Source organism: Leeuwenhoekiella sp. LLG6367-2.1, from assembly GCF_045055775.1.
Lineage (GTDB): Bacteria > Bacteroidota > Bacteroidia > Flavobacteriales > Flavobacteriaceae > Leeuwenhoekiella > Leeuwenhoekiella aequorea.
On record NZ_CP159331.1, the window covers coordinates 312,501 to 333,479 of the forward strand.

Consider the following 20,979-nt stretch of genomic DNA (forward strand, 5'->3'; position numbering starts at 1 on the left):
GATATGCGATTACTAGCGATTCCAGCTTCACGGGGTCGAGTTGCAGACCCCGATCCGAACTGTGATAGGTTTTATAGATTCGCTCCGCCTTGCGACGTGGCTGCTCTCTGTACCTACCATTGTAGCACGTGTGTGGCCCAGGACGTAAGGGCCGTGATGATTTGACGTCATCCCCACCTTCCTCACAGTTTGCACTGGCAGTCTTGTTAGAGTTCCCGACATTACTCGATGGCAACTAACAACAGGGGTTGCGCTCGTTATAGGACTTAACCTGACACCTCACGGCACGAGCTGACGACAACCATGCAGCACCTTGTAATCTGTCCGAAGAAAAATCTGTTTCCAAATCTGTCAGACTACATTTAAGCCCTGGTAAGGTTCCTCGCGTATCATCGAATTAAACCACATGCTCCACCGCTTGTGCGGGCCCCCGTCAATTCCTTTGAGTTTCATTCTTGCGAACGTACTCCCCAGGTGGGTTACTTATCACTTTCGCTTGGCCACCCAGCTCTCAATCGAGCCGGACAGCTAGTAACCATCGTTTACGGCGTGGACTACCAGGGTATCTAATCCTGTTCGCTCCCCACGCTTTCGTCCATCAGTGTCAATCAATTATTAGTAGCCTGCCTTCGCAATTGGTATTCTATGTAATATCTATGCATTTCACCGCTACACTACATATTCTAGCTACTTCATAACAATTCAAGACTAACAGTATCAATGGCAATTCTACAGTTGAGCTGCAGACTTTCACCACTGACTTATTAGTCCACCTACGGACCCTTTAAACCCAATGATTCCGGATAACGCTTGCACCCTCCGTATTACCGCGGCTGCTGGCACGGAGTTAGCCGGTGCTTATTCTTACGGTACCGTCATCAGCCTACACGTAGGCCTTATTCTTCCCGTATAAAAGCAGTTTACAACCCATAGGGCCGTCTTCCTGCACGCGGCATGGCTGGATCAGGCTTTCGCCCATTGTCCAATATTCCTCACTGCTGCCTCCCGTAGGAGTCTGGTCCGTGTCTCAGTACCAGTGTGGGGGATCTCCCTCTCAGGACCCCTACCTATCGAAGCCTAGGTGTGCCGTTACCACACCTACTAGCTAATAGGACGCATGCTCATCTTGTACCGTAACCTTTACTATATAAATGATGCCAATCATATAGACTATGGAGGATTAATCCAAGTTTCCCTGGGCTATACTCCAGTACAAGGCAGATTGCATACGCGTTACGCACCCGTGCGCCACTCGTCAGCTTCCCGAAGGAACTGTTACCGTTCGACTTGCATGTGTTAGGCCTGCCGCTAGCGTTCATCCTGAGCCAGGATCAAACTCTTCATCGTAGTGTTTTTTATAATATCCACGATATAAGGAAATTTAATTACCTACTCCTAAAAGTAGGTGCTCAAAATGGTTATTCTAGTCTTTAATTCAAATATTATCTATCTCTAAATAATACGCGTTGTCAATTCAATATGTCAAGGAACTTTCTCTTAATAAGAGAACTTCTTCGGTAGATGCTAAGGAATCGAACCTTAATTTTTATTGCCAAATCACCCTTTTTCAATGTGCATCGCTTGCTCTGAAAGCGGCTGCAAATATACAACCTTTTTTATTTACCAAACAAGCTAAAAATTATATTTTTTTTAAGCTAATTTCTAATAAATAACTCAAGAACTAAACCCAATTTCCATACCCGAAAACCGGAGGGCAAAGATAACACCCTTTTTTAATTCAGCAAGCTTTTTATTTGCTTTATTTTTATAACCTCTCTTCAACGAACGTAAAACCGATTCTTATACCCGATTTTGGAGGCGCAAATATAGAACCATTATTTAACCCCGCAAGCACTTTCTCAAACTAATTTTAATATTTTTATAGAACCCCTATAAACCAATACGTTAAAACTAAAAATAATTTTAAAAGATTCTTAAAAGGCACTCCTATATAGTACGAGGAGAATTCTTGCAGGGCTTACAAAGCATCAGAAGTTCGAAATTTTCTGATTCTACTCGATCAATGACATCTATTTCAGTTTTTATAATCTGCAGCTGGATCTCTGCAGGTATCTTCAGTAATAGAAGTTCTATTAAACCTTACTTCTATATATACATCAACTCATAAACGAGTAGCATTCTATTACAAGAAGAAATTCCAAACTAAACCAAATCGAAAGGTGAAGTTTAAGGAAGTAATTATAGGACATACAATCTTTCAGTATTAAAACCTTTTAAGCACAACAAGGAAATTAGATAATAGTAGAAGATTTATTAAAGAAAATCATTTGGTCGTTTTATTTTTGAAGTGTAAATTATACTTATGACCATCACACAACTAAAATATGTTCTGGCTGTTGCCGAGAATCAGAATTTTACAAAAGCCGCAGAAAAAACGTTTGTAACGCAGCCCACTTTAAGTATGCAGATACAAAAGTTAGAAGATGAGCTTGACATTATAATATTTGACCGTGGTAAAAAACCCATAGAACTTACAGATGTAGGTCGTAAGATTGTAACTCAGGCTCGAAATATTGTTAATGAAGCCAATCGCATTACTGATATAGTAGATCAACAAAAAGGATATATAGGTGGTGAGTTTAGGCTAGGTGTAATACCCACTGTAATGCCTACTCTGCTACCCATGTTTCTTAGAAATTTTATTAATAAATACCCGAAGGTAAAATTAAAGATTGAGGAATTGCCAACAGATACTATTATAGAGCGACTTGAAGATGGGCATCTAGATGCTGCAATTGCCGCAACTCCACTTAATATAGAATCTATTAAAGAGCGACCTTTATATTATGAACCTTTTGTAGGTTATATACCCTCAAATCACGAATTACATAACACCGAAAAAATTACCATAGAGGATTTAGATTTAAATAATATGCTATTGCTGGAAGATGGTCATTGTTTTAGGGATGGAGTTATTAATTTATGTAAAGCCAATAGAAATTATGAGGATGATACATTTTCTTTAGAGAGCGGAAGCTTTGAAACTTTAGTACGTCTTGCCAATGAAGGTTTAGGTATGACTCTTCTACCCTATTTACATACCTTAGAAGTTAAAAGTGAAGAAAAAAAGTATCTGCATATGTTTAAAGATCCTGCACCTGCTCGTGAAGTTTCGTTACTCTATCACAAAAGTGAGTTGAAAATGCAGATAATAGAATCGCTGCGGAATACAATTGCTGGTGTGGTTAAAGGAGCTATAACCTTCCAAAATGTTCAAATTATAAGTCCGTTACCGCAAAAATTTAAGTCCTAAAATAAAAAAAGGCTTCCTAATAGGAAGCCTTTTCTTTTAGAGCTCTCTCAATCTACGATTTTAAATAAATCATACATTGGTTTAATTCTGGATTGGTTTTGGTTATTTCTTGAATCCAGACTCTTAATTCCTCTATTTCGTAAGGGAGTAAACGTTTTGCTGCTTTCTGTAATTCTTTGCAAAAAAGTACACTGTCAAAACTTACTTTTTTTAAGATCGTCTTAGTGTACTCAAACATTGCTCTTGCCATATTTGAATCAGTTTAGGTTAGAAAATTTTTTAAGTAATTTTTGATCAATAAGCAGTTTCTTGTGATTTTGTTTAAAAATAATCTATTAAATTAAAATATTTTGTTAAAAATAAACAAATACTATAATTTATTCAATTAAAATCTATTGTCTCCATCTAGCAGATCTCCTATTCCACCTAAAATACTTCCTTCTCCTTTGTCTTTTCCTCCACCTTGTGGAGCTGAAGCCCACACTCGTTTAGCTAATCTGCTAAAAGGCAGGGATTGAATGTAAACTGTACCCGGACCAGTTAATGTTGCAAAAAACACACCTTCTCCTCCGAACAACGTGTTTTTTATACCTCCTACAAATTCTATATCATAATTAACAGTATGATCAAAACCTATGATACAGCCGGTATCAACTTTTAATTTTTCGCCAGCCTGTAATTCTTTAGTAAATGTTGTACCGCCAGCGTGAACAAAGGCCATCCCATCGCCATCAAGCCTTTGCATTATAAAACCTTCACCTCCAAAAAGACCTCTACCTATTTTTTTTGAAAACTCTATTCCGATCGAAACTCCTTTTGCAGCACATAAGAATGCATCCTTCTGACATATAAACCTTCCGCCATTTTTACTTAAATCAATAGGAATGATTTTACCCGGATAGGGAGATGCAAAACTTACTTTACGCTTTCCTATTAGATTATTATAAAAGACTGTCATAAACATACTTTCACCAGTGAGCAATCTCTTTCCGGCTCCAAATATCTTATTTAAAAGCCCTGTATCATTTTTAGAACCATCACCAAAGATTGTTTCCATCTGAATACCATCTTGCATCATCATAAAAGTACCCGCTTCAGCAATAACGCCTTCTTGAGGATCAAGCTCAATTTCTACATACTGCATTTCCTCTCCAAAAATCTGGTAATCTATCTCGTGTGCTGTCATCAATTTAAATTCTTAGTTAGATATACTAATAGGTGTCGTTCCTCAGAAAAATGTTACAAATCAATTAATGTTTTGCATTTTGCTTTGCCTTTACTGTCCATTGAAAATCAAATGTACTTACTACAACCCCATCCTCATTTGTACCTATACTTTGCATCCAAAAGGTTTGTCCTTCACCTGTTCTAATTGTGTTTTGAATAGCGTCTGCAATTTTATCACCATCATTACAGGTAAATGTGATTCTTCCGGAAGCTTTCTTTGTAAATGACGCTTTATTATTAGCCACTAACATCGAAATTTTATGACCACTTTGTCTTATTTGATTAATTACCATACTTCCTGTACTTAACTCTGCTGCCATTCCTTGTACAGCCCAAAACATGGAATTAAACGGATTTTGATTGATCCATTTGTGCTTTACTGTTGTGGAGCTTGATCTTTCAGAAATTGACTTTACCCGAACGCCACAAAGCCAAGCAGATGGTAACTTAAACATTATAAACTTGTTGAATTTGCTCGCTGTTAGTGACATATATAAGATTTTATTCATCAAAGTTAGACTTATCAAACTACATCTGAAATTTTCTTTTTTGTTAAAATAAAGTTAAATTTAAGTACTATGCAATACAAAATACCTGCCTTTGTATATATATTTGCATAAGAAAATAATAAGCAATGGAAACTAGCATTACTACCTATCAAAAAAATGTAGCGACTTTTATACATCTATCAGTCTTTACACAATTCATTTTCCCATTAGGAAACTTTATCGCTCCCCTATTGTTATGGGCTGCTTTAAAAAAAGAATCTATATATATTGATAATCACGGGAGAAGAGCTCTTAATTTTCAAATGAGTATTACCCTTTATGCAATTACACTTGTTCTTATAGCAATTCCATTTGCTATCTGGCATCTCGTTAATGCATCAGGAGAACTTAATCTCTTCAATCAATCCTATGAAAGCTTTGTTGTGCCTGCAGATGCTGTGGGACTAATAATGACAGCTCTAATATTTGGAATATTGCTATTAGCACTATGCGTCATTACACTTTTCTGTGTAATATCTGCAGCTGTGAGCGCGAGTAATGGTGAAGAATATAAATATCCACTTACTATAAACTTTTTAAAACCGCTTAGTCTTTCTGAAAAGGAGAGCCCTTTAGATTCATCAACTAAAGCTTAAGCAAAATATTTCACCTAATGGTGAGTCAAAAAACGAACAGTTATTAATCGATTAACAATGAGAATCTATGAAGATTGAAAACACAAAAGCGCAAATGCGTAAAGGTGTTCTGGAGTATTGCATCTTATCTATTTTAAAAGATGAAGATGCTTATGTAGCTGAAATTCTGGAAACCCTTAAGGACGCCAAATTACTGGTTGTTGAAGGAACAATTTATCCGCTACTAACCAGACTTAAAAATGCCGGCTTATTAAACTACAGATGGGAAGAATCTACTAGTGGTCCGCCACGTAAGTACTATGGCCTAACTGAAACTGGAAAGCTCTTTTTAAACGAACTATCATCGACCTGGGATGACTTGCAGAAAGCCGTTCAACTGGTAACCAATCAAAAAGCTAAAAACAATGAATAAGACAGTAAATATAAATCTAGCAGGATTATTTTTTCATATAGATGAGAACGCTTACGGAAAGCTGCAGCGGTATCTCGACGCCATTAGAAAGTCTTTTACAGATGCTCAGGGACGTGAAGAAATCATACAAGACATAGAAGCTCGCATAGGAGAACTTTTTAATGAACGTGTCAAAAACGAGCGTCAGGTAATAGGTCTTACCGAGGTCGATGAAGTGATAAATATTATGGGGCAACCCGAAGATTATCGCCTGGATGAAGATCTTTTTGAAGATGAACCTCAGCCTACTTATGCTTCTAACACTTCTAAAAAATTATATAGAGATACAGATGCATCCTTTATAGGAGGAGTTTGTTCTGGATTAGGACATTATTTCCACATTGATGCTATATGGATACGCGTTGCACTTATTTTGCTCACTATTTTTTCTTGGGGTGGCTTTATTTTAATCTATCTAGCTTTTTGGATCTTTGTACCCGTAGCCCGCACAACAACCGAAAAACTCGAAATGCGGGGAAAGGTCGTGAACATAGACAATATACAGCGTAAAGTAAAAGAGGGCTTTGATACTGTTGCAGACTCTGTAAAAAATGTTGACTATGTTAAATATGGCAATCAAGCTCGTAAAGGAGCAGATTCTCTAGCGGGTAGTTTAGGGAAAGTTGTTATGTTCTTCCTCAAAATATTTGTAAAATTCATAGGTATATTTTTAATTCTGGTAGGTGGCTCTACGCTTATAGGTCTCTTTGTGGGTCTGTTTACAGCTGGTACATTAGATTTTGTTGATGGTACAATCGCAGATTACGTAGGGATGGTAAATACCACAGGAGCTCCACTTTGGGTATTAATACTCGTAACGTTTGTTGCTGTAGGTATTCCGTTCTTTATGTTGTTTTATTTAGGACTTCGCATCCTTGTAAATACTTTAAAAAGATTAGGTACAACTGCTAAATTAACCCTACTCGGTTTATGGTTAATCTCTCTAATTGTGCTAGCTGTTTTAGGAATACGCCAAGGAATTGCGGCTGCAGTTGACGGAGAAGTACTCATCACAGAAGTAATACCGGTTTCTAAAACAGATACACTGCGGGTGAAGATGGTTACCCAAAATCAATATGGCGCAGATAAGTATCACAATTCAAGCTGGAAAATACGTACAGATGCCAATGGTAATAAAGTAATATATAATAGAGATGTTAATCTAAGCATTCAGAAAAGTGATTCTCCAGATGCCAAGCTTATCATTAAAAAGAATGCTCAGGGAAGTTCGTATAGTGATGCTCAACAACTTGCTGGAAATATAATTTATAGCTATAAATTCGAGAACAATACCTTATTACTTGATAATTACTTTATTACAGACTTAAAAAACAAATTTAGAGATCAAGAAATAGAGTTAATATTAGCTATCCCTGAAGGAACCTTGTTACTAACCGATGAAAACATTTCTTCCTATCATAGAAGTCGCTATTCAGATTTACTAGATCATGATTTTATAGGAAGTCACATAATAATGAGATCCAATGATCTAGAGTGTTTAGATTGTCCTGATGATGTAGAAGATGATTTTGATGACTGGGAATATTCTGAAACAACACTAGACACAACAGCTACAGATGGCATTTATGAATATAAAGCTAAAGTAAAACCAAGTAAAGATGGAGTTAATGTAAAACGCAACATTGACAAGGACACTGTGGTATTCAGAAATGATTCAATAAATTAATTTAATCAATCAAATAATCAACGTTATGACAACATTAATCAAACTATTGGTAGGTATTTTTACCGCATTCTTATTAACATCTTGTAATTTCAATTTTGAAATAGGTCAAACTAATGGCAATGGCAATGTTGTTGTAAAAGATTTAAATTTATCTAATGAGTTTACAAAAATCAATGCTAGCAATGGATGGGATATAATTCTAAAAAAAGGAGATAAACCGGGAATTGTAGCAGAGATGGATGACAATCTGCTTGAGTATTTAGATATTAATTTTGATAGAAATACTTTACGCATAGAAACTTCAGATAATTCAAATATAGGTAAAGCTACATCTAAGAAAATCGTGGTCACTTACACACAACCTATTGAAGAGATTAAAGCAAGTAGTGCATCAAGTATTACAGCCTTAGAATCGTTAACCGGTGATCGTATAAAATTTGATCTGTCGAGTGCCGCTACCGTAAAACTACCTGTAGAAATTCGTGAAATAATTGCAGATGCTAGTAGTGCGGCCACTCTTAATCTTGAAGGAGAAGCACAGACGGTAGAATTTGATGTAAGCTCTGCAGCAACTATAAATGCTAAAGATCTTAAATCTGAATTTTGTGATGCTGAAGCTTCAAGTGCAGGTAGTATACGTATTTATGTTTCTAAAGAAATTGCTTCAAAAGCCTCAAGTGCCGGAGATATAGACTATTGGGGTACACCACAAAAAGTAGCGGCAGTAGAGAGTAGCGGCGGAAGTATTAGTAAACAATAAAAATCTTCATTCATCAATTAATCTTAAAAGCCACGCGAAGCGTGGCTTTTATTATATTTGGCATTTCTTAAAGCCTAAAATTGATTTTACTAAAACTTATACGCTACAAGAACTTACTGTTGATTATCTTAACACAAGTATTGGTTCATTATGGCTTTCTAAAAGCATTGGATCTACCTGTTGCATTAACATCATTTAATTTTTTCCTACTTATTGCTGCAACCCTCTTAATTGCTGCTGCGGGGTATGTAATAAATGATTTAAACGATATTGATAGCGATATCATTAACAAACCAGATAGATCATATATTCCTTCCGCTATCTCCGAAAAATCAGCTTTTAATTATTACCTAGTTTTAAATATCTCTGGTGTTGGTATAGGTTTCTTTCTATGTTCCCGCATGGGCCTTTCTAATTTCACAACCCTATTTGTTCTTATATCTGCACTACTCTATGTTTATGCGAACTTTATAAAACGGGTTATACTTATAGGTAATTTATTAGTAAGCGCCCTCGTTGCTTCTTCTATTATTATCCTAGTCGTATTTGACTTACTTCCCCTATTAAGAATTAATCAGGATGAGCTAATGATTCCTTTTAATATTTTACGAGATTATGCTGTTTTTGCCTGCATGCTAAATTTCTTAAGAGAAATTGTTAAAGATATTGAGGATGCGAGAGGAGATTATGCTGTAGGGATTAATTCGTTACCAATCGTTCTGGGCTTAGAGCGCACTGCAAAAGTAGCAGGTTATATAGGGGTTGTCTACATATTTATATTAATAGGTTATATCTATGTTTATCTTCAGGAAAATATCTGGTTATCACTCTATTTAGTTGTTGCGCAAATAATTCCGTTAGTACTTTTCTGTATAAAAGCACGGTATGCAGACAAACAAAAGCATTATTCATATCTATCTGGATTGCTAAAATTTATCATGTTAATGGGTATTCTATCAATAGGAATACTTACTCTAACCTTAAAGTACTAATTCGCTTTATATTTAAACATATCATTTATATGCTAAAAGATTTACTTCAATCAAAACATCTTATACTTGCTTCTCAATCACCACGACGACAAGAACTTTTAGCTGCTTTGGGTGTCGATTTTGAAGTACATTTAAAACCTATAGATGAAAGTTATCCAGACGGACTAGCTCCATTCCAAATCGCAGAGTTCATCGCAAAGAAAAAGGCAGCTGCTTTTGTTCCTGAGTTGAAAGACAATGAAGTACTAATAACTGGCGATACATTAGTTTTTAAAGAGAATATGGCCCTAGGAAAACCTACAGATGCTACCGATGCAAAACGAATGTTGAAGTTATTGAGTGGCACAAGTCATAAGGTTATATCTTCAATATGTGTTACTACCTCAATGCACCAATGGGTTACATATGATACCGCTACTGTTTACTTCAGGAATTTTACAGAGAATGAAATGGATCATTATATCAAAACATATCAGCCATTCGACAAAGCTGGTGCCTACGGAATTCAAGAATGGATAGGCCACGTAGCTTTAGAGAAATTAGAAGGTTCTTATAATACGGTAATGGGTTTACCTACTCAAAAACTTTATGATTTGCTTTTAAAAGTCTAAATAATTATTAATAAATATATCTAATCCTCCTAAGAAATTATCAAGGAAATTCGAGATGTAATTTCTGTTAAAGAAACTCTAAAGGAATCTGCTTAGATACCGTTTTACCTATCTTTGAAACTACCTGTTCTAACTTAAAATTTTTATTTCATGCGCTTTTTAATCGCTCTTATTTGCTGCTTAACTTGGCAGCTACAAGCTCAAAAACCTAAAAAGCCATCTTCTTCAGAAATTTACGAACAAATCAAGGGTTTAAATTTTCTAGGATCTGCTTTATACGTTGCCGCTCATCCAGATGATGAGAATACCGCAATGATCTCTTACCTTTCAAATACCCTTCACGCACGTACTGGCTACTTAGCACTTACCCGTGGTGATGGTGGACAAAATTTAATTGGTCCAGAAATTCGTGAACTTCTCGGTGTTATACGTACGCAAGAATTACTAGCAGCTCGCCGTACAGATGGTGGCGAACAACGATTTACACGAGCAAATGACTTCGGGTACTCAAAAAATCCCGAAGAAACTTTGGAGTTTTGGGAGCGCGATCAGGTTTTAAGTGATGTGGTTTGGGCTATACGTAATTTTAAACCAGATGTAGTAATTAATCGTTTTGATCATAGATCTCCAGGCACAACTCACGGTCATCATACCACATCAGCTATGCTAAGTGTTGAGGCCTTTGAGCTGGCAAATGATATTACACGTTATTCAGATCAATTAGAACTAACTGATGCCTGGCAACCAAAGCGTTTATTTTTTAATACCTCCTATTGGTTTTATGGTAGCCAAGATGCATTTAATAAAGCCGATAAAAGTAATTTGGTTAAAGTTGATGTGGGTAGTTTTTATCCTGCGTTTGGTTTAAGTAATACTGAAATATCTGCGCTGAGCCGCAGTCAGCATAAATCACAAGGATTTGGCAATACAGGAACCCGTGGAAATCAAATAGAATATCTCGAACTCTTAAAAGGAGAATATCCTCAAAACGGAAACCTCTTTGAAGGTATAGACACTTCGTGGAATAGACTTTCTGATGGAGAAGCTGTAGGAACAATTCTAAATGCTGTAGAAAAGAATTATGACTTTAAAAATCCTGCTGCTAGTTTACCCGATTTATTGAATGCCTATAAACTAATCACCAAGCTAGAAGATAAGCACTGGAGAGAATTAAAAAGTTTAGAAATTATCGAAATCATTAAAGCATGTGCCGGACTCTATATTGAAACGGCAACTTCAAAACAAACGGCCACTGCTAACCAAAAAATAGCATTACAAATAGAGGCTATTAATCGGAGTGAATATCCTATTACATTAGAATCTATTACTCTTCTCCCTTCAGAAAAGACATTAGCAATTTCTCAAAACTTAAATTTTAATACCCGTTACAGCAAAAGTGTTGAGATTACTTTAGCAGAGGCAACACTTACCACAGCATATTGGTTAACAAAGGAAGGTACAGAGGGAATGTATGCCGTTGCTGATCAACACTTAATAGGTCTCCCGGAAACACCTAAAAAAAACAAAGCAATTTTCAATTTTAGAATTGATGATATGCTAATACCTATTACCACAGATCTAATTTACAAATACAATGATCGTGTAAATGGTGAAGTTTATGAACCTTTTGAAATCGTACCAAAAGCTTCTGTGGAAATTAAAGAGCCTGTTGTGATATTTCCTACTACAGAATCTAAAGTAATAACTACCAATATTACCGCATATACTTCAAATATTAATGGTATCGTCTCGCTACAAGTTCCAGAAAACTGGAAAGTTTCTGAACCTCAAAAAATAAGTATATCAAATAAAGGGGAAACAAAAAGTCTAAAATTCACTATTACCCCTCCAAAAAATGCTAGTGAGGGCATTTTACAACCGATTATTAATATCGATGGGACTGATATATTTACTAAAGTTGTTACAATAGATTATGATCACATTCCCTTGCAAACACTTGTACTCCCTTCTAAAAATAAACTAGTACGTCTCGATATTGCAAAAAAAGGTGATTATATAGGCTACATTGCAGGGGCTGGTGATGCAATACCTGAAAGTCTTAATGAAATAGGTTATCAAGTTGCTCAATTGAATGTTTCAGAAATAACAACAGAGAAGTTAAACCAATTTGATGCTGTAGTTATGGGTGTAAGAGCTTATAATATTCTGGACGAGCTTAAGTACAAACAATCGCTACTACTGGATTATGTATCAAATGGAGGTACAATGATTGTACAATACAATACGGCGAGAGGTTTTGATTTTGAAAATTTAGGTCCTTATCCATTGCATCTAAGTAGTGATAGAGTTACAGACGAACGGGCAGAAATTACAATATTAGATCCCGATGCAGAGATTTTGAATTATCCGAATAAGATAACTTCAAAAGATTTTGAAGGTTGGGTTCAAGAGCGTGGCTTGTATTTTCCTAACGAGTGGGATGCAGCTTATACGCCCATACTTTCAATGCATGATAAAAATGAGAAATCCAGTGAAGGTAGTTTACTCATAGCACAATACGGGAAAGGTCATTATATTTATACCGGACTCAGTTTTTTTAGAGAACTTCCCGCTGGTGTATCTGGAGCGTTTAGACTTTTTGCAAATATGCTTTCCGTAGGAAAAAATAATCAAGAAATTAAACCATGATAGCACCCAAAAAAAATAAATGGTCTAAATACTATACGCTTGTTCTCGTGCTGAATGCGATTTATATCATTTTATTTTTTGTATTAATGAATTATTATACCGCTTAGAATGCAAACTATAGATTGGATAGTTCTAGTTGCTACGCTCGCTTTTATCGTACTTTTTGGGGTTTATAAAACTCGTGGTCGTAATAATGTCCAAGATTATATACGTGGCGGAAATGAATCAAAATGGTGGACGGTAGGTTTATCTGTAATGGCCACGCAAGCTAGTGCTATTACTTTTTTATCCACACCGGGTCAGGCTTATAATGATGGTTTAGGTTTTGTTCAATTTTATTTTGGACTTCCTATTGCGATGATAGTGATTTGTATATTTTTTATTCCCATCTATTACAAACTTAATGTCTACACAGCATATGAGTATCTAGAAAGTAGGTTTGATAAACGTACCCGTTCATTAGCGTCGGGATTGTTTTTATTATCTCGTGGTTTAGCAGCAGGTATAACCATATTTGCTCCTTCTATAATTCTATCTGCTGTTTTAGGATGGGATCTCAACACATTGAATATAATAATAGGCTTACTAGTCGTAATCTATACAATCTCTGGTGGTACTAAAGCAGTGACTGTAACTCAGAAACAGCAAATGGGAGTTATTTTCCTGGGAATGTTTGTTGCTTTCTTTCTTATAATTAGTTATTTACCACAAGATATCAGCTTCAATAATGCTTTAGAAATCGCAGGTGCTAGCGGCAAGCTGGATGTTCTCGACTTTTCATTTGATTTTGACAATAGGTACACCTTCTGGAGTGGTATATTAGGTGGAACATTTTTAATGCTTTCCTATTTTGGTACAGATCAAAGCCAGGTGCAACGTTATTTAAGCGGAAAGTCTTTACGAGAAATGCAACTAGGTATGATTTTCAATGGTATCTTAAAAGTACCTATGCAATTCTTTATTTTGCTGGTAGGTGTGATGGTATTTGTATTCTATCAATTTAACCCTACTCCATTAAATTTTAATCCCGCAGCTACAAAAGCCGTTCAGGGAACTCCGTTTGAAAAAGAATACAATCTCCTTCAGGATGAACTAAATGAGTTACGCTCTGATAAATCAGAACTAAGCTATATGGTTTCTCAAAATCCGAAAACACCCATTATAGCTGCTAACGGATCAAACAGTACAGCTACTGAAGAATTAGCTAGTCTAAATGAAGAAGAAAAAATCATACGCGAAAAAGCCCGTATGGTCATTAATCAGGCAGATCAAAATGTGGAAGTAAATGATAAGGATTATGTTTTTATCCATTTTATTTTAAATAATCTTCCAAGAGGTTTGATAGGTCTTCTTCTGGCTGTAATATTATCGGCTGCTATGTCATCTACAGCCTCTGAACTAAATGCTCTTGCGGCAACTACAACAGTTGATTTTTACAGGCGTAATCTTAGTGAGGAAAAAGAGGAAACTCATTTTGTAGATGCTACCAAGTGGTTTACGCTAAGCTGGGGAATTTTAGCAATATTAATCGCTTGTACGGCTAACCTTTTTGACAACTTAATTCAGCTTGTAAATATTATTGGGTCGATATTCTATGGTACAATACTCGGGATCTTTATGTCTGCATTTTTTATAAAACGCATTCAGTCTAAGGCCGTTTTTATCGCAGCTATTATTACTCAGCTAATCGTGATCGCCCTTTTCAGTTTAGATAAATTAGAATATATAAAATTACCTTACCTATGGCTCAATTTCATAGGATGCATTCTGGTTATAATAATAGGACTGGTTTTTCAAAGTGGGTTTAAGAATACAAATTTAGATACACGTGAATAATGAAAATGATACGTTGGGGAATTATAGGCCTTGGTAAAATAGCAAATAGCTTTGCTACAGATATGCAGCAGGTAGATAATTCTATAATATATGCCGTGGCTTCGAGATCGCAGGAAAAGGCAAATGACTTTGGTGCTAAATATAATGTTGATAAATGTTACGATAGCTACGAGGAGTTAGCCCAAGATCCGCAGGTAGATGCTATCTATATCGCAACACCACACGTGCGTCATGCTCAAGACACCTTACTCTGTTTAACACACAATAAAGCTGTATTATGCGAAAAACCTTTTGCTATGAATTTGCAAGAAGTAGATTCTATGATCGCAAAAGCTAAAGAACATAATGTTTTATTGATGGAGGCATTGTGGACCCGATTTATGCCCCATTTTAAATTTGTAAAGGAAGAATTAGAAAGTGGTAGATATGGCAGAGTTAAATCGCTCCATGCAGATTTCTCATTTAAGGCACCCGTAAACCCTGATGGGAGACTTTACAATAAATTTCTTGGAGGTGGATCTCTTCTTGACATAGGTATCTATCCCGTTTTTTGCGCATTAGCTCTTCTGGGAAAACCAGAATCTATTACTGCAAAAGGTAAAATAGGTAAGACACAAATTGATGAAGAAATAGAAATTACTTTTAATTACAAAACAGATACACGCGCATTTCTATCATCAAGCATTTTAAAAAATACGCCTACTACAGCTACGTTAATTTGTGATAATGGGATAGTATTCTTACATAGCAGATTTCATCAAACCGATAAAGTCACCACACTTTTAAATGGCATCAAGGTGGAGCATGACTTTAGTTATAATGCTAAGGGCTATACTTTCGAAATAATGCATTTTGCAGACCTCTTAAGAGCTGGCAAAACTGAAAGTCCGTTAATGAGTTTTGAGTTTAGTAGGATGCTAATACTAACACTAGATGAAATTCGGGATTTAATCGGGTTGCATTATGCATAAAAAAAGCCGCAAATCTTAAGATTTGCGGCTTTTTTTTTAGTTTCAGATTATTATAATGCTCCCCACTCTTTAAGAGAATCTGTATTCATTTTAATATAATCTGCATTACCTGCTTCTTTTGCTCCAGCTAACGATTTTTTTGCTGCCTCAATAGCTGCTTTTTTATCCCCTGCTTTTGCTAAAACCAAAGATTGCTGACGTAGTTCCCAGAAACGTGGATTTTTATTCATACTCATAGCCTTGTCCATCCAGGTCTTCGCCTTATCAATATCTTTTCCGCTATTTAAATAATATACTGCGGCGTTAAAGTAATCTCCAGATGCAGGCCCTGATAAAGTTTGATCTATACTTGCCAACACCTCGTTATCGGTTAAAACATTAAATTTTATAGGAACAATAGTGTTAGCCCAGAGAATACTTAAAACTGCACTATCTGTCATAACGTCATCGATTACAATTGTAAAAGTCTCCATATCCATGGGCATATCTACGGTTTCTACCATAGTACGAAGAGCCACTTTACTATCTTCAAATTCGGTCAATAATGGATTTGCATCATCTGTATAGAAAATTACTTCCCACATATCTTCACCTGGAATAGTATAAATACTATAAGTTCCTTTTGCCAATTCTTTATCTGCTATTACAACCGGCTTATCTACTGTAAACTTCGTTGTTGCATTAGCTCCTGTTCTCCATATTTTTCCATAAGGGACTAAATTTTCAAATACTTCACGTCCACGCATATTAGGTCGAGAGTAATCCACTTTAACTGTTGTAAGTCCTACAACTTGTTCCATCATTGCATGTGAACTAGCAGACGGAGTTTGTATTTGTGCTTGAGTTGCTAAACTAAAAGCGATAAAACAGACCAGCATAATTTTTTTCATCTTATTATAATTTTAATGTTATCGTACTATTAATCAATACATTGCCTTTAATAAAAAGCTACCACAAGATAATTTATTGACACCTCATAAATGTTAAGAAATTACTAATTAAAGACGAAGTGTTCCACTATAAAAGTAGGAAAGGAATGAATCAAAAATTAGATAGATACGTACTCTTTAGTTTTGTTTAACTTAATTACCTTTAACTTAAACAAAATACCTACTATCTTTACCACTCAGCCTGTTACAAGAGGCATCATAGACTTCTATAATTCATCTTATGAAAATTTATAATCTACACAGCAAACAAAAACTCCCTATAACTCTTGATCAAGCCTGGGATTTTTTGACAGATCCTAAAAATTTAGAAAAGCTAACTCCTTCTGGAATGAATTTTAAAGTTTATTCGGGAGCAGATCGCAGGATGTATGCGGGTCAATTACTGCAATATACGGTAACACCATTTCCGGGATTTAATACGAAGTGGGTTTCAGAAATAACAGCTGTAGAAGAGAAGAAATACTTCATAGATGAACAACTTTATGGCCCTTATGCTTTTTGGCATCATAAACATTTCTTATCTGAAATTCCTGGTGGTGTACTTATGGAAGATACTGTGGATTATAAATTACCTCTGGGTTTTCTAGGAAGACTTGCTCACCCAATACTCGTTAAGCCAAAATTAGATTCAATCTTTAAATATAGACAGGAACAATTACTAAAAATGTTCGGTCCTTATGAAAAGCAGGATTTTAAAGACACTGGAATTACTAAAAAGGACATACTCAACTAAACTATGAAAAAGAATATATTACTTATAGGAGGCTCTCACGGAATTGGCAAAGCACTAATAGATTTAGTACAGAATGATTATAAGATTTATGTTGCTTCAAGATCTAGCGAAGATTTAAATACTGCTGAAATAACCCACATTCAATATGATGTACTTGATGGGGATTTAGATACTACTAATCTTCCTGATCAGTTAGATGGTTTTATCTACTGTCCTGGAAATATTAATTTGAAACCATTTAAAATGCTATCTGCAGCTACCTATGAAGATGACATGAATCTCAACTTTTTCGGATTAGTAAAGTCATTGAAAGCGGTTACAGACCGATTAAAAAAATCAGAACAAGCCAGTCTTATTTTTTTCAGCACAGTGGCGGTTAAAGTGGGTATGCCGTTTCATACTAGTGTTGCTGCATCCAAAGGTGCTATAGAAGGTTTTGCAAAAGCATTAGCTGCTGAGTATGCCCCATCTTTTAGAGTTAATGTTATTGCTCCATCACTTACAGACACCCCACTGGCAGGAAAACTCTTGGCAAATGATAAAAAACGTGAAATGATGGATGCCCGTCATCCTTTAAAACGTGTAGGCCAGGCTGACGACATTGCTAAAGTAGCAGCATTTTTACTTAGCGACGATAGCAGTTGGGTTACCGGTCAGGTATTAGGAATTGATGGCGGAATGTCTACCTTAAATGTGAATTAAATTTTATCTATAAAAAATAACCAATTACTATGAATTCTGTTTCCATCTTTTGGTTCCGAAGAGACCTAAGACTTGATGACAATGTGGGTTTCCTCGAAGCTTTAAAATCAGATTATCCAGTACTTCCTATTTTTATATTTGATAAAGAAATTCTGGATAAACTTCCTAAAGATGATGCGCGTGTAACTTTTATATATGAAACTTTGCAGAAAATGCGTGATCGTTTGCAAAATGATCATACGAGTTCTTTGGCGTTATTTTACGGAAAACCCATAGATATATGGAAACAGGTTTTAAAAGACTATGAGGTTAAAGAAGTATATACAAATAGAGATTATGAACCCTATGCAAAAAAAAGGGATAAAGAAATAAGTTCTTTGTTTGAAGAAAAAGATATCGACTTTAAGACCTTTAAAGATCAGGTGATATTTGAAAAAGATGACGTGGTAAAAGGAGATGGAGAACCCTATATCGTATATACACCTTATAAAAATAAATGGCTGGAAACTTTTAATGAAAACAACGATTTAAAAATTCATTATACAAGTCAACATCTCAACAATCTTGTTGAAAATAGCAGATTACCCAATTTGACTTTGAGCGAAATGGGGTTTGAAACTTCCTCTCTAAAAGTTCCGGATTATGATGTTACCCCTACTTTAATTGATAATTATGAAGATACACGCAATTTTCCTGCGCAAGATGGGACTTCAAGATTGGGGCCTCATTTACGTTTTGGTACCGTAAGCGTTCGGAAAATGGTTAAAAAAGCACTTGCTGAAAATAATCAGGTATTTTGGAGTGAATTGGTTTGGCGTGAATTTTTTATGCAGATTCTCTACCATTATCCTGAAACGGTGAATAATGCTTTCAGAAAAAAATACGATCGTATAGACTGGCGTAATAATGAGGAGGAATTTGAAAAATGGAAGACCGGTACTACGGGATTTCTTTTAGTAGATGCCGGGATGCGCGAACTCAATACTACCGGTTACATGCATAATCGTGTACGTATGTTAACAGCGAGCTTTTTATGTAAACACTTATTAATAGATTGGCGCTGGGGAGAAACCTATTTTGCTGAAAAGCTATTAGACTATGAGCAAGCGAGCAATGTGGGAAATTGGCAATGGGCAGCAGGAAGTGGCGTGGATGCGGCTCCTTACTTTCGCATTTTTAATCCGATGACTCAAGTGGATAAATTTGACAAAGAAAGAAAATATATTAAAAAATTTATTCCTGAATACGATACTTCAGAGTACCCTAAGAAAATGGTAGATCATAAAGAGGCTCGTGAGCGTTGCCTAAAAACATACAAACAAGCACTTTCCTAATTTTGTCTTAGTAGAACAACTATTAAATGTCTCCCAGAATATAATTATATTTAACTAAGTCACTTTTATTCTCGATAGGAATTAGTTTACCTGTATTTAAAATCAACTTTCTATCTGAAAGCTTCCAAACATCTTGATAATAGTGGTCTGTGATTAAAATTCCTTTTTTTTCTTTAAGCGAGAACAAGAAGTCGTGAATTAGTTCTTTAAATAAGGGCTCTACCATAGAGAAAGGTTCATCGAGGAGTAAAAAAGGATGCTTTAAATTTCCCAAAATCAAAACCTCCAGATATCGCCTCTGCCCTAGCGACAATTCATTTACTTTACGTTTCGCTATATCTGCCATACGAGGTGCTGTAAAAATTAAATTTTGTTCCTCGCCATTAAAATAATGTGGAATTATATCCCAAACTCTCACAGCCTTTGGTAAAAAACTGAACTGTGGCAAATACCCTATTAATCCTTTAGAGATTATGGTGTTCTTGTCCCAACACGTTCGTCTTACTGAAAATCGTGATTCATTAAATTTGATACAGCCTTCTTGTGCGGTGGTAGTGCCAAATAAAATTTTGAGTAACGTACTTTTACCAGCTCCATTACAACCAAACACTCCTATAATTTCTCCAGTTTGAAGTTTAAAACTGCACGAATTAAGCAATTTTCGTTCTCCATAGCTTTTGTGTAGATTAATAACTTGTAGGAGCGCCAATTGATAGAAATTTTGAAATGAGTAAAACTATTAGAATCAATAGTGGAGATAGTATAAAATTAATTAACCAACATTTAGCTAGAAGTTTAGGTTTTGTATATCCTAAATTATAATAACCATAGAGTTCATCTTTCTGAAAATAATTATATGCAAGAAATCCTATAGGTGTTCCTAAAATTCCGAAGAAAACAATAGCGATAGTACCATTCCCAAAGAATAAGGTTATCACTAAAATTAGTAATGCGTAACTAGTGACATCTTTATAAAACCTCCACATAATATAGTTTCTACTTAAAAATAACAATTACAAATAATATCTATCCTACGATAGTAGAATTATATACTCCCGGAATAGCTATCTTATAAACAAGCCGTATTTTGAACACTTAAAATTATTATATGACCCTATTTATAGATATGGACGAAGTCATCGCTGACACGTACCAAGCACACATCGATTTATACAATACAAAATACTGTGCAACTCTTACTAAAGAACAATGCTTAGGTTCTGAGGTTTGGCAAATGGTTCCTGAAGAACATCAGGCTTATATACGCAATCACGCAAATGAACGAGGTTTCTTTAAGGATCTTGCTGTGATAAAAGATAGTCCAGAAGTACTAAGAGCTTTGCAAGATAAGTACGAGCTATACATTGCATCTGCGGCAATGCAGTTTAAATCAAGTCTCGAAGATAAGGCAGATTGGTTAGATAGACATTTCCCTTTTATACCTTGGGAGAACCGAATTCTATGTGGACACAAACACATATTAAAAGGCGATATTTTGATTGATGACCGTTCTTATAATCTTGAAGCCTTTGATGGTAGAGGAATTCAGTTTTCTTCCCCACACAATTCAAAAACTACCGCATTTGATAGAGTAGATACGTGGAAAGATGTTGCAGATTTGCTTCTATAAATTGATCAAAGCGCTAAAAACAAAATCC

At 35.5% G+C, this 20,979-nt stretch carries 20 protein-coding genes and 1 rRNA gene (1 of these 21 cut by a window edge); 14 read left to right on the forward strand and 7 right to left on the reverse strand.

Annotation, left to right across the window (positions count from 1 at the left end; translation table 11 throughout):
* Window positions 1-1,347: ribosomal RNA gene (locus ABVM53_RS01435) — 16S ribosomal RNA — on the reverse strand (it extends 175 nt beyond the left edge of the window).
* Window positions 1,348-2,323: 976 nt separating this feature from the next.
* Between ABVM53_RS01435 and ABVM53_RS01440 the strand changes: the two genes are divergently transcribed.
* A complete protein-coding gene (locus ABVM53_RS01440; protein WP_128757406.1) occupies window positions 2,324-3,274 on the forward strand; it encodes a LysR substrate-binding domain-containing protein in 951 nt (316 codons plus the stop codon).
* Window positions 3,275-3,326: 52 nt separating this feature from the next.
* Here the strand turns inward: ABVM53_RS01440 and ABVM53_RS01445 are convergent, their stop codons facing one another.
* The 3 genes from ABVM53_RS01445 to ABVM53_RS01455 form a co-directional block, all read right to left on the reverse strand.
* Window positions 3,327-3,524, reverse strand: coding sequence for a hypothetical protein (locus ABVM53_RS01445; protein ID WP_128757407.1), 198 nt, complete (start codon window positions 3,522-3,524; stop codon window positions 3,327-3,329).
* Window positions 3,525-3,659: 135 nt separating this feature from the next.
* Window positions 3,660-4,460: a TIGR00266 family protein gene (locus ABVM53_RS01450; RefSeq protein WP_405328629.1), complete on the reverse strand. Its 801-nt coding sequence runs from the start codon at window positions 4,458-4,460 to the stop codon at window positions 3,660-3,662.
* 64 nt (window positions 4,461-4,524) lie between these two features.
* Window positions 4,525-4,992 (reverse strand): DUF4442 domain-containing protein, encoded by a 468-nt coding sequence (locus ABVM53_RS01455; RefSeq protein WP_371457226.1) that lies wholly within the window; start codon window positions 4,990-4,992, stop codon window positions 4,525-4,527.
* A 143-nt stretch (window positions 4,993-5,135) separates the two neighbouring features.
* Here ABVM53_RS01455 and ABVM53_RS01460 point away from each other — a divergent pair, with 143 nt between their 5' ends.
* The 9 genes from ABVM53_RS01460 to ABVM53_RS01500 all read left to right on the forward strand — a co-directional run bounded on the left by ABVM53_RS01460 (window position 5,136) and on the right by ABVM53_RS01500 (window position 15,602).
* Window positions 5,136-5,645 (forward strand): DUF4870 domain-containing protein, encoded by a 510-nt coding sequence (locus ABVM53_RS01460; protein ID WP_405328632.1) that lies wholly within the window; start codon window positions 5,136-5,138, stop codon window positions 5,643-5,645.
* 67 nt (window positions 5,646-5,712) lie between these two features.
* Window positions 5,713-6,057: a PadR family transcriptional regulator gene (locus ABVM53_RS01465; protein ID WP_128757411.1), complete on the forward strand. Its 345-nt coding sequence runs from the start codon at window positions 5,713-5,715 to the stop codon at window positions 6,055-6,057.
* Complete coding sequence (locus ABVM53_RS01470; protein ID WP_405328636.1) at window positions 6,050-7,783, forward strand: PspC domain-containing protein; 1,734 nt, start codon at window positions 6,050-6,052, stop codon at window positions 7,781-7,783. The genes ABVM53_RS01465 and ABVM53_RS01470 overlap by 8 nt, the downstream gene beginning before the upstream one ends.
* A gap of 25 nt (window positions 7,784-7,808) precedes the next feature.
* Window positions 7,809-8,543: a head GIN domain-containing protein gene (locus tag ABVM53_RS01475; protein WP_405328643.1), complete on the forward strand. Its 735-nt coding sequence runs from the start codon at window positions 7,809-7,811 to the stop codon at window positions 8,541-8,543.
* A gap of 80 nt (window positions 8,544-8,623) precedes the next feature.
* Complete coding sequence (locus ABVM53_RS01480; RefSeq protein ID WP_405328646.1) at window positions 8,624-9,535, forward strand: geranylgeranylglycerol-phosphate geranylgeranyltransferase; 912 nt, start codon at window positions 8,624-8,626, stop codon at window positions 9,533-9,535.
* A gap of 29 nt (window positions 9,536-9,564) precedes the next feature.
* A complete protein-coding gene (locus ABVM53_RS01485) occupies window positions 9,565-10,146 on the forward strand; it encodes a Maf family nucleotide pyrophosphatase (RefSeq protein WP_405328649.1) in 582 nt (193 codons plus the stop codon).
* Window positions 10,147-10,296: 150 nt separating this feature from the next.
* On the forward strand, window positions 10,297-12,795 hold the full coding sequence (locus tag ABVM53_RS01490; protein ID WP_405328652.1) for a PIG-L family deacetylase: 2,499 nt from the start codon (window positions 10,297-10,299) through the stop codon (window positions 12,793-12,795).
* 108 nt (window positions 12,796-12,903) lie between these two features.
* Window positions 12,904-14,631, forward strand: coding sequence for a sodium:solute symporter (locus ABVM53_RS01495; protein WP_405328654.1), 1,728 nt, complete (start codon window positions 12,904-12,906; stop codon window positions 14,629-14,631).
* Window positions 14,631-15,602, forward strand: coding sequence for a Gfo/Idh/MocA family protein (locus tag ABVM53_RS01500; RefSeq protein WP_405328657.1), 972 nt, complete (start codon window positions 14,631-14,633; stop codon window positions 15,600-15,602). Before ABVM53_RS01495 ends, ABVM53_RS01500 begins: the two co-directional genes overlap by 1 nt.
* A gap of 50 nt (window positions 15,603-15,652) precedes the next feature.
* Here ABVM53_RS01500 and ABVM53_RS01505 read toward each other — a convergent pair whose 3' ends face one another.
* Window positions 15,653-16,492: a DUF2911 domain-containing protein gene (locus tag ABVM53_RS01505; protein ID WP_405328660.1), complete on the reverse strand. Its 840-nt coding sequence runs from the start codon at window positions 16,490-16,492 to the stop codon at window positions 15,653-15,655.
* A gap of 280 nt (window positions 16,493-16,772) precedes the next feature.
* Between ABVM53_RS01505 and ABVM53_RS01510 the strand changes: the two genes are divergently transcribed.
* The 3 genes from ABVM53_RS01510 to ABVM53_RS01520 are packed head-to-tail and all read left to right on the forward strand — an operon-like array spanning window position 16,773 to window position 19,321.
* Complete coding sequence (locus ABVM53_RS01510) at window positions 16,773-17,285, forward strand: cell division inhibitor (protein WP_405328663.1); 513 nt, start codon at window positions 16,773-16,775, stop codon at window positions 17,283-17,285.
* Between the two features lie 3 nt (window positions 17,286-17,288).
* Window positions 17,289-17,987 (forward strand): SDR family NAD(P)-dependent oxidoreductase, encoded by a 699-nt coding sequence (locus tag ABVM53_RS01515; protein ID WP_405328666.1) that lies wholly within the window; start codon window positions 17,289-17,291, stop codon window positions 17,985-17,987.
* Between the two features lie 29 nt (window positions 17,988-18,016).
* Entirely contained in the window at window positions 18,017-19,321 is a 1,305-nt protein-coding gene (locus ABVM53_RS01520) for a cryptochrome/photolyase family protein (RefSeq protein WP_405328669.1), read from the forward strand.
* Window positions 19,322-19,343: 22 nt separating this feature from the next.
* Here the strand turns inward: ABVM53_RS01520 and ABVM53_RS01525 are convergent, their stop codons facing one another.
* Both ABVM53_RS01525 and ABVM53_RS01530 read right to left on the reverse strand, forming a co-directional pair.
* Window positions 19,344-20,030 (reverse strand): ATP-binding cassette domain-containing protein, encoded by a 687-nt coding sequence (locus tag ABVM53_RS01525; RefSeq protein ID WP_405328672.1) that lies wholly within the window; start codon window positions 20,028-20,030, stop codon window positions 19,344-19,346.
* Window positions 20,008-20,307, reverse strand: coding sequence for a hypothetical protein (locus tag ABVM53_RS01530; RefSeq protein ID WP_405328675.1), 300 nt, complete (start codon window positions 20,305-20,307; stop codon window positions 20,008-20,010). Before ABVM53_RS01530 ends, ABVM53_RS01525 begins: the two co-directional genes overlap by 23 nt.
* Window positions 20,308-20,429: 122 nt before the next feature.
* Here ABVM53_RS01530 and ABVM53_RS01535 point away from each other — a divergent pair, with 122 nt between their 5' ends.
* Window positions 20,430-20,951, forward strand: coding sequence for a 5' nucleotidase, NT5C type (locus ABVM53_RS01535; protein ID WP_405328678.1), 522 nt, complete (start codon window positions 20,430-20,432; stop codon window positions 20,949-20,951).
* Window positions 20,952-20,979 lie beyond the last annotated feature (28 nt).